Source organism: Clostridia bacterium (assembly GCA_012840125.1).
Classification (GTDB): domain Bacteria; phylum Bacillota; class DULZ01; order DULZ01; family DULZ01; genus DULZ01.
Genome location: DULZ01000058.1, coordinates 1 through 9,240, shown reverse-complemented (window position 1 = coordinate 9,240; position 9,240 = coordinate 1). Strand labels below are relative to the sequence as shown.

Here is a 9,240-nt window from a genome sequence, read left to right as displayed (position 1 = left end):
CAAGCGCGAGGAGGAGGGCCTGGCGTCTTTGGACAGTGCCGGGGACGACGGTAGGGAAAACAGTTTAATTGATATCCAGTCGATGAAACACTATGCCGAGGCTGAGACTGCCCGGAACAGGGCCTTGGAAATCGAACAGTTTAAACAAGAACTGGCCAAGTGGAACATTTCCTTTTCCGATTTGGTGCAGGCGTCCCCCAAGCACGTGAAGACACGCCTGGTGTGCCGTAGAATCATTGGTTATCTGCTGGGGCATGAGGAAAAGCTCCGGTGGATTTTTCAAAAACAAATGCTGCCTTTAGCAGACATGGAAAAAGACCTGCTCATACCCCGGAAGCAGCTGGAACGGTTCCGGAAGTATATTATAGCGGTCTTAATCATCAAGACGGGGGATTACCCGTTCTTACAGGAATATGTCAGGGATTGGGGGTGCGATCGGTGAAAGCCCTGGTGTTGGAAACAGGTCCAAAATACACCGTTGTGCTGACCCGGCAGGGAGAGTACCTGCGGGTGAAGACACTGCCCCATTACCGGGTGGGATGTGAAATAGAATGCCCTGCGGCTCCCGGGGTAACGCCATGGATAAGACTTGTTGCCGTTGCTGCTGTTTTGCTGCTTTTCATCAGTGCCGGTGGTTTTGCGCTGGCTTTCGCCACCCCTTACAGTTATGTGAACATTGACATTAATCCCAGCGTCGAAATGGCTGCCAACCGTTTTGATTACATTATTGATGTAAAAAGCTTTGACGACGACGGCGGCGCCATTGTGTCAAAAGAAGCCCTTCTTTACAAACCTTTGCCGGAGGGGGTGGGGATTGTACTGGAGCGCTTGAGCCAGGCGGGATATCTGCCTGCCGGCAGCCAAAGCACCCTGGTTTTAACTTTCGTATCGGGAGACCAGAAGAAAATCCACCGTTTTGACCGGGTAGTGGGTGAAACGGTGAATCAAAAGCTGCAAGATCAGAGCCAGGTGGAAGTGTATGTCCTGCACACTGACCTGCAAACCCGTACAGCTGCGGAAAAATACAACCTCTCTCCCGGAAGGCTCTTGCTCATACAAGAACTGCAAAAAGCAACGCAGCAGGACTTGAATCCCTCGGCGATGAAGGACGTTCCCATTGGCGAAATCGTAAGAATGGTCAAGGAAAAACATCATGGATCCGGGGGAGAAGGGAGAGGTATCAACCGGCAGGGCCGGCTAAAACAGGTGAGACCTGAAATGCAGCAGGGGCAGGAAGTACAGGACGTTCGGCAGTATATCCGGCCGCTGCAAGAGGGAGAGAACCAACGGCAGTGGCAAGAAGGGCAAGAAGGCCGGCCGGAGCCGGAACGTGAAGATGACAAGGAAGTCCGGCAAGGCAAGGGCAGAATCCAAGTACCGGAGCGCCGGGACGAGCGGCCCGGAGGCGAAGGGGCGGAAAACCGGGAGAGGCAGGACCGGCGTGGCCATGAGCTGAAGCAGGAGCGCCAAGAAAAGCGGAGCGAGGAGGAGCGAGAGGAAGGCAGGCAAAGCCGGGAACACAAGAACCGGCGTGAGGTGCCGGAAGAGCCGGAGGGCCGGGAAAAAGGAGAACGGCCGGAGAGCCGCCGGGGACAGGTGCAAGAGGACCATGGGCGGGGACAGGAACGCCAGGGCCGGCGGCAGGAGCAGGAACGGCGGGACAGCGGGTCTAGGCAAGCACCTGGTGAAACTAGGTTTTTCCGGGACGCAACAGGAAAAATTTTGTGAGGTACCCCGGAAATGGCGAACCGGTTTGCGAATGTATATGGTGTAGGCAGTTGTACATCAACATATCTCGCAGAAAGGGGTTCGGAAAATGTTCAAAAAACTGGTCGCCGGCATGGTGATCGCCGGTATTCTTTCCACCGGGGGCGTGGCATTAGCCCAGGGTCCCCACCGGGAACCATCGAATGGGATTTGCACCCGGGTCAGGATTATTACCGGGGCGGAAGACACTTGGTCCCGGCCCAACACATTTAGAGAGGCGGATTGTCTGGAACGACTGGAAAAGAAAGCCGAGGCTCTTGGCATAGATCCTGCCGGGCTTTCCCTGGAAGAGCTGAGGAGCAAGGTCCATGCGGCCATGGCGGAACTGAGAAACGAAAACCGGTTGGCAAGGCTGCAGCAGAAAGCTGAGGCTCTGGGCATAGACACCACGGGGCTCTCCCCGGCGGAGATCGAAGCCAAGATTAAAGAAGCCTTGAGGGAATTTAAGGATGAACCCAAGTTGGAAAGGTTAGAGAGAATAGCTGATGGCTTGGGGATAGATCCTACGGGGCTTTCCGTGAAAGAGTTGAGGAGCAAGATTATAGAGGCCAGGAAGGAGCTTAGGAACGAACACAAGCTGGAAAGGTGGCAGCAGAAAGCGGAAGCTGCCGGTATCGACACCACTGATCTTACTCTTGATGAAATCAAGGCTAAGTTCAGAGACGCCATGGTGGGGAAAAACCGTGGGAAAAGCCTTGGGAGAGGGATATAACACCTGTCAAGCCGTACCAAAACATAATTGCAGCCCATTTTAGCCGGGCGCTTTAAATACAGCAGGCTGCGTGGCTGTGCCATGCAGCCTGTTCTTTGGCAGGAAAACGGTGCCCGCCCGGTTATAGGCTCTTCCCGCCCTGCATACATTGATCCTGAGAACATGGCAGGGGGGATGCCGGATGGTGCTGAGACTGCCCGGGGGCAGGAAGCTCCTTTACCTGTTGCTGGCGGTGGGATTGCTCGTCCTTGCTATAGGTATAATCAACCCAATCCTGGTCAATGGTTTCGGTAGGGTTCGTCACCAGCCCGACCAAAGGGAACAGCAGCTGTTGGCAGAGGGTCAGCGGATATTCCGTTATGATACTTTCGGCAGCGAGAATTTTTGGGGCAGGCAGTTGCGCCTCCATGAGGCCATCAAAGGCGCCCAGCTAGGGGGCGTTGGGCCAGGGTTGAGCCCCAGGGCTGCTTTGTCTTTAGGTCTGAAAGTGGACGCCGAAGCCTTGCCCCCGTCGCTGGTCAAGCAGCTGAAAAGGGGAGAGGTAAACCTGGAGGACCCGGCCACCACGGTGGCCCTATTGAAACTGGATGCCGTCGTCGGGGTGAAAGGCTTTTTCGATGCCCGGGGACAGCTTTCCTCCGTCGGTATCCAGTGCGCTTTGTGCCATTCTACCGTGGATGACTCCCTGGCCCCGGGGATCGGACGCCGCTTGGACGGTTGGGCCAACCGGGACCTGAATGTGGGAGAGATCGTTGCCCTGGCCCCCAATCTGGAGCCCTTTTCCCGCCTGCTGGGTGTGGACCAGCAAACCGTGCGCCAGGTGCTGCGCTCTTGGGGACCGGGTAAATATGACGCCCTCCTGGTGTTGGACGGGAAAGCCTTCCGGCCGGACGGGCAATCAGGGGCCGTCCTGATACCCCCTGCCTTTGGTTTGGCCGGCATCAACCTGCACACCTGGACCGGTTTTGGCTCTGTACCTTACTGGAATGCTTTTGTAGCCGTCTTGCAGATGCACGGTCTGGGGACCTTTTACGACCAGCGGTTGAGCGATCCGGTCCAGTTCCCGGTGGCCGCCGGGGCAGGGCTGTGGAATGTGAGAAATGAACCGGATCTAGTGTCCTCCAAGCTGCCGGCCCTGCATCTCTACCAGTTATCCCTGGCCGCGCCGCCGCCACCGCCCGGTTCTTTCAACGAGGCCGCCGCCCGGCGGGGTGGAGCCCTTTTCCACGGGAAAGCCGGCTGCAGCCGCTGCCATGTGCCTCCTACCTTCAGCGAGCCCGGCCACAACCTGCACCGCCCGGAAGAGATAGGCATTGACAGTTTCCAGGCGGACCGTTCCCCGACCAAGATGTATCGTACTTCGCCCCTGAAAGGTTTGTGGACCCATCAAAAAGGCGGTTTCTTCCATGACGGGCGGTTCAAAACTTTGCTGGAGGTCGTCGACCATTACGATAACTTTTTCGGCTTGAACCTGTCGCCGCAAGAAAAAGCCGATCTGGTAGAATACCTGAAGTCCTTGTAAGGGAAAAGGGACAGCCTGGCTACCCGGGGCTGTCCCCGGTCTCCGACTTGCCGACCGGAAAGCGCCGGTTGGCTTTTTTGTGGCCAAATTTCATAAAAACTGGATGAAAGTGCATACTAGGTTTGAGATTAGTGCTATCATCAGGAGCAAACCCTGCCGGGCAACACAGGACACTGTTCTCCTGCGGCGCGGCTAGGCTTGAGGTGAGGGCCATTTGTAAGGCAGGATACCCCGTAGTGGAAGCCTATGTGGGGGAGTATGCCAGCGGCAAAAGTGAAAACGCGGTGAACCGGGCCCTGGTCCTGGCGAAAGGGGGCGCGCCGGTGACCCTGGTGGACCTGGACCTGGTAGAACCCTTCTATACCTTGCGCCCCTTAAGAAAAGAACTGCGGCAGCAAGGGATTGAAGTCTTGGCCTGGGAAACGGAGCAGACCCTGGGCCTCGGTGAAGCGGGCATTCCCCTGCACCCGGAAATGCGCTGGGCTCTCCGGCGACCCGGCCACATCATTCTCGATGTGGGCTATGGAGTTGAAGGTGTCAAAACCCTGAATTTGCTGGAGGGCGCGTCCCATCACCCCCATTTAAAAGTGTTGGCCGTGGTCAATGCTGCCAGGCCCATGACGGATACGCCGGGTAAAATCGTGGCTTATGTGAGGAGTTTAGGTCGAGTACACGGGTTGATTAATAACACCCACCTGGGGGATGACACCACGGTGGAGGTTATCCGGGCGGGAGCCAGGCTGGTGGCGCAGGCCGCCGGGGAGCTGGGACTGCCGGTGGTGGCCACTTCGGTAGCGGAAAGCCTCCGAGAGGCGGTAGGGCACCGGGACTGCCTGGGACATCCCGTCAGGTTTATCAAGCGCTATATGAAGCAGGCTTTTTGGTAAGAGAGTTGATAGGAGGTTACCCACATGGCGGTAAAGCCGATTGAGGGAGAAAAAAGGGCATTTATGACCGGAAATGAAGCGGTGGCTTGGGCGGCCCTGGCCGCCGGGGCGGAAATCATGTACGGTTACCCCATTACGCCCCAGACGGAGATCATGCACTACTGGACCAGGCTGGCCCAGAAATATGACCGGGAATTTCTCCAGACGGAAGATGAGCTGTCGGCGGGTTTTTGCTGTATCGGCGGGGTCCTGGCCGGTAAAAAGGCTTTTACCGGCACCGCCGGGCCGGGGACGGTGCTGATGCAGGAGCCCCTGTCCATGGCGGAAATGATGCGCATTCCCGTGGTGACGGTGATCTGCCAGCGGGGCGGTCCTTCCACCGCCACCGTGATTTATTCCCAGCAGGAAACCAGGTTGACCTGCTTCGGCGGCAACGGGGAAGGGTATCGCATTGTTTACTCCCCCGCCGGGCAGCAGGACTTATTTGACTATACCATCAAGGCTTTCAACACCGCCTGGAAATACCGTTTTCCCACATTTATTCTCAGCGACGGCTACCAGGCGAAAATGCGGGAGCCCTTGACCATTTATGACCCGGAGGTCCGCGGCATCCAGCTGGTGCCTACGGAACCCATCCTGGGCGGCCCCGGTATACCAGGGGTGGACCGGGAGCCGGTCCATGTCCGGAATACCTACAACATGGAAGAAGAACTTTATGAAGTCATCATGGAAATGGACCGGGACTACCGGAGGATAGCCCCGGAAGTGGTGGAATACCGCGCCAAATACATCGACGATGCGGAACTGGTCATCCTGGCTCACGGGATCGTGGCGCGAGCTACCGAGGGAGCAACGGATGAGCTGCGCAAAGCCGGGCTGAAGGTGGGCCATTTTCGCCCCATTACCCTGCGTCCTTTCCCGGCGGAGGCTCTGCGGCAAGGCCTGGCGCGGGCCAAAAAGATCCTGGTGGTGGAATCCGCCATGGGGCAGTTGGCCGGGATGGTGAAAGAGGCTTTGTATCCTTTGGATATTCCCTTGGATACCTATTTCCGGCCCGGCGAGGGCATTACCGTGGAGGAAGTGGTGGAAAAAGTCAGGAAGGATAAAGGATAGAAAAGGTGGGATTTTTATGACGGCTGTGCCTCAACCGCCCATGCCCGCCGTCTGGCGGGCGGAAACCAAACCCCACAAGTTTTGTCCCGGGTGCGGACACCCGCTGGTCCTGAAAACGCTGGGGGAAGCCATTGGGGAACTGGACATCCGGGGAAGAACTGTTTTTGGCTGTGATATCGGCTGCTCTCTTTTGGCCTGGGACTTTTTCAATCTCGATACGGTACAAGCCCATCACGGCCGGGTCACGCCGGTGATGGTGGGCATGCGCCGGGCCAATCCTGACCTCATATGTGTCGCCTACATGGGGGACGGGGGCGGCTATGCCATCGGCTCCCAGCACCTCATCAATGCCGCCACCCGCAATGAAAAAATACTGGTGATCCTGGTGAATAACACCCTCTATGCCATGACCGGGGGACAAATGGCCCCCACTACCCTGCCGGCGCAGAAAACGGAGACTTCGCCCTTTGGCCGGGACCCGGAAGTGACCGGCAATCCCACCCTGGGCCCGGAAATGATCCGGGCCATTGCGCCGTCCAGCGCTTATGTGGCCCGGGGGACGGTAGCAAGACTGCCCCAGCTCAAGAAATTCATCAAAAAGGGCTTGGAAAACGTGATGGCCGGCCGCGGCTTTGCCTTCGTGGAAGCCTTGTCCCTGTGTCCTACCAACTGGCGCACGAACGCGGAAGAAACGTGGAAGTTTCTGGAAGAAGATATGCACCGCCACTTCCCCGTGGGGGAGTTAACTCCCGGGAAAGGAGAGGGTTAACATGGGAACAACGATGAAAATTGCCCTGGCCGGTGAAGGAGGACAAGGGGTCCAATCGGTGGCGATGATTCTCACGGAAGGAGCCTATGAAAGCGGCAAGGAAGCCATCTACATCCCCAATTTCGGCGTGGAACAAAGGGGTGGGGTGTCCGTGGCCTTTGTCCAAATCGGTGATGAACCCGTCAAAGCGCCCAAATTTAAAACGGGCGACATAGTCATTGCCCTCAGTGACCGGGCCATCCACAGGACAAGCATGTATGTGGGTTCCCAGACCGTTTTCATCTACGATGAAAGCGCCAATGTATCAGAACAGGAACTGCCCAGGCAGGCGAAAAGCTTGTTCGCCATTCCCGCCATCCGGGTGGCCAAAGAAGAGTTCCACCCCCGGGTCTTTAACATTATTATCCTCGGGGCTCTCCTCGGCATCAGTCACGTTTTGACTGAATCGCAAGCCCGGGCGGCCATTGAGAAGAAGCTGGGCTATAAGTTTGAGCAAAATCCAAGCCTCAGAGATATGAATTTCCGGGCCCTGGCGCGGGGGATTGAGTTGGTAAAGGGTCTCATGTAGGAGGAGACAAAAATGGCGGTAGAGTTTAAACCAATTATTTATGAAGACGGCACCGGCATTTTTCACCTGTATCCCGGCCTTTGTAAAGGCTGCGGCCTCTGCATCCAAAAATGCCCGGTGGATACCATCGGCTGGTCCGATACCCTGGGAGTCTTTGGTACGCCAACGGTAGAGCCGGGCCACGGCGATCCCTGCATTGCCTGCAAGAACTGTCAAGCCGTTTGTCCTGATTGCGCTATCTTGATCTTGCGCAAGCCAAAAAAGGAAAAGTAAAGGGTTGACCCCTTCCGGGTTTGGCGGGAGGGGTGCTTTTATGCTATACTCCTCGTTGAGACGGGGTGAGGGGCAAACTACAAAAATTTTATTATTTTCTGCTATATTTAAGATGTTTTTAGGCCGGGGCGGATATGGCGGCTCTTTCAAAATCAAAGCGATTTGCGTTTTCTTTATAAGGCAAACTTCAACTTAGCTCTACCGGCTAAATTGTTTCTGTACCCGTTATCGCGGTAGCGTCCACGGCTCTGGTTTTGCACCGGGTAGTGCCAAAAAGATAAACCGTTTTTTAAAATGAGACTTTTCCATGCCCTGTTAAGAGGTGACATGTACCTCAGCTCTTGATTCAACTAGGTCAAGAGCTTTTTGATGGACTGGCACAAGTCTTGCTTATGGTTTAGGTGACAAACCACCGGTAAGACAAATAACGATAAGAAACTGGCTAAAGCGTTGATATGCAAGTGTTTTAACCGGTAAGACCGTGATGGAAATGACCTGTCCGTGGGCTTTGGTCTGATTGAAGGGTTGGACCTGGCCACCCTCAAAACAGGCCGGTTATTGTTGCCTTTTATCCCCAGCCCAGATAAAATCACGGCGTCCCTTTTGAACAATCTGGACGTTGTGGCGGAAAGCTTTGTGGCCTCCATGAAGCTCCTGTTCACGGGTGTGTTCTTTGGCGGGGCAGTAGGGTTTATTTCCGGCATCCTGATCGGGTGGAGCAAGGCATGCAAGTACTGGCTTGATCCCGTGCCGAAGCTGGTGGGGCCGGTTCCCTTGGCGGCGTGGCTGCCGGTGCTGCCTTCTGCCTGCGGGTGGCGGGGAGAGGATGGTCATAAAGGTGGTTGGCATCCGGTGCCGGTTTAAACGGAATATCAATACTAGAAAGGAAGAGATTCATGGACAAAAACATCAGACAAATCGTGGACAAAGCCCTGGACGGGGGTAAGGTGACGCCGGCAGAACTGAAAGCCCTCTTTGCCGTTGATTACCTGTCGGAAGAAGCATATTTGATCCAATACGCTGCCAGGAAAATAAGCGCGGCAGCCTCAAAGGGCAAAGCGGAAATCCATGCCCAAGTTGGGCTCAATGTGGGATTGTGTCCCAAAAACTGCCAGTTCTGCTCCTTTGCTGCCGTAAACAAAGTTTTTGAGCAATCCAGCGAGCGCTCCCTGGATGAAGTCATTGACATGTGTTTGCGTTTTGAAGCCGACGGTGCCAATGCCATTTACCTGATGGCAACTGCTACTTATAGTTTTGAAAAATTCCTGGCCGTCGGCCGGGAAGTCAGGCAAGCTCTCAAAACGGGTGTACCCCTGGTTGCCAATGTGGGGGATTTTGATGAAGAGGGAGCCAAAGCTTTGAAAAAAGCCGGTTTTGACGGCATTTACCATGCGGTGCGGCTGGGTGAAGGAGCGGTGACGAAGATTGATCCCAGGGTTCGGTTGGCCACCGTGGCGGCTGCCCATAAAGCGGGTCTGGTCATCGGGACTTGTTTAGAGCCCGTGGGTCCGGAGCACACCCTGGATGAATTAGTGGAAAAAACCTTTATCACCATTGACATGAAACCTGGTTACAGCGGAGCAGGTCGCCGGATCCCTATCCCCGGATCCCCGCTGGAGCCTCACGGCT

The 9,240-nt window shown here is 55.9% G+C and carries 11 protein-coding genes; all 11 read left to right on the top strand.

The window, feature by feature from the left end; translation table 11 throughout:
* The first annotated feature begins 28 nt into the window (after positions 1-28).
* A complete protein-coding gene (locus tag GXX34_07380) occupies positions 29-442 on the top strand; it encodes a hypothetical protein (GenBank protein ID HHW07338.1) in 414 nt (137 codons plus the stop codon).
* On the top strand, positions 424-1,728 hold the full coding sequence (locus GXX34_07375; protein HHW07337.1) for a hypothetical protein: 1,305 nt from the start codon (positions 424-426) through the stop codon (positions 1,726-1,728). The genes GXX34_07380 and GXX34_07375 overlap by 19 nt, the downstream gene beginning before the upstream one ends.
* Positions 1,729-1,816: 88 nt before the next feature.
* Positions 1,817-2,479: a hypothetical protein gene (locus tag GXX34_07370; protein ID HHW07336.1), complete on the top strand. Its 663-nt coding sequence runs from the start codon at positions 1,817-1,819 to the stop codon at positions 2,477-2,479.
* 181 nt (positions 2,480-2,660) lie between these two features.
* Positions 2,661-4,001: a hypothetical protein gene (locus GXX34_07365; GenBank protein HHW07335.1), complete on the top strand. Its 1,341-nt coding sequence runs from the start codon at positions 2,661-2,663 to the stop codon at positions 3,999-4,001.
* A gap of 236 nt (positions 4,002-4,237) precedes the next feature.
* Positions 4,238-4,888 carry a hypothetical protein gene (locus GXX34_07360; protein HHW07334.1) on the top strand — a complete coding sequence of 217 codons (651 nt, stop codon included), beginning with the start codon at positions 4,238-4,240 and terminating at the stop codon, positions 4,886-4,888.
* Between the two features lie 24 nt (positions 4,889-4,912).
* Positions 4,913-6,001: a ferredoxin oxidoreductase gene (locus GXX34_07355; protein HHW07333.1), complete on the top strand. Its 1,089-nt coding sequence runs from the start codon at positions 4,913-4,915 to the stop codon at positions 5,999-6,001.
* A 16-nt stretch (positions 6,002-6,017) separates the two neighbouring features.
* Positions 6,018-6,770 (top strand): 2-oxoglutarate synthase, encoded by a 753-nt coding sequence (locus GXX34_07350; protein HHW07332.1) that lies wholly within the window; start codon positions 6,018-6,020, stop codon positions 6,768-6,770.
* Between the two features lies 1 nt (position 6,771).
* A complete protein-coding gene (locus GXX34_07345; protein ID HHW07331.1) occupies positions 6,772-7,338 on the top strand; it encodes a ketoisovalerate oxidoreductase in 567 nt (188 codons plus the stop codon).
* Positions 7,339-7,350: 12 nt separating this feature from the next.
* Positions 7,351-7,611 carry a 4Fe-4S dicluster domain-containing protein gene (locus GXX34_07340; GenBank protein HHW07330.1) on the top strand — a complete coding sequence of 87 codons (261 nt, stop codon included), beginning with the start codon at positions 7,351-7,353 and terminating at the stop codon, positions 7,609-7,611.
* Between the two features lie 501 nt (positions 7,612-8,112).
* Positions 8,113-8,475 carry a hypothetical protein gene (locus GXX34_07335; GenBank protein HHW07329.1) on the top strand — a complete coding sequence of 121 codons (363 nt, stop codon included), beginning with the start codon at positions 8,113-8,115 and terminating at the stop codon, positions 8,473-8,475.
* A gap of 32 nt (positions 8,476-8,507) precedes the next feature.
* Positions 8,508-9,240 (top strand): radical SAM protein (locus tag GXX34_07330; protein ID HHW07328.1); only part of this gene is annotated, 733 nt, incomplete at its 3' end.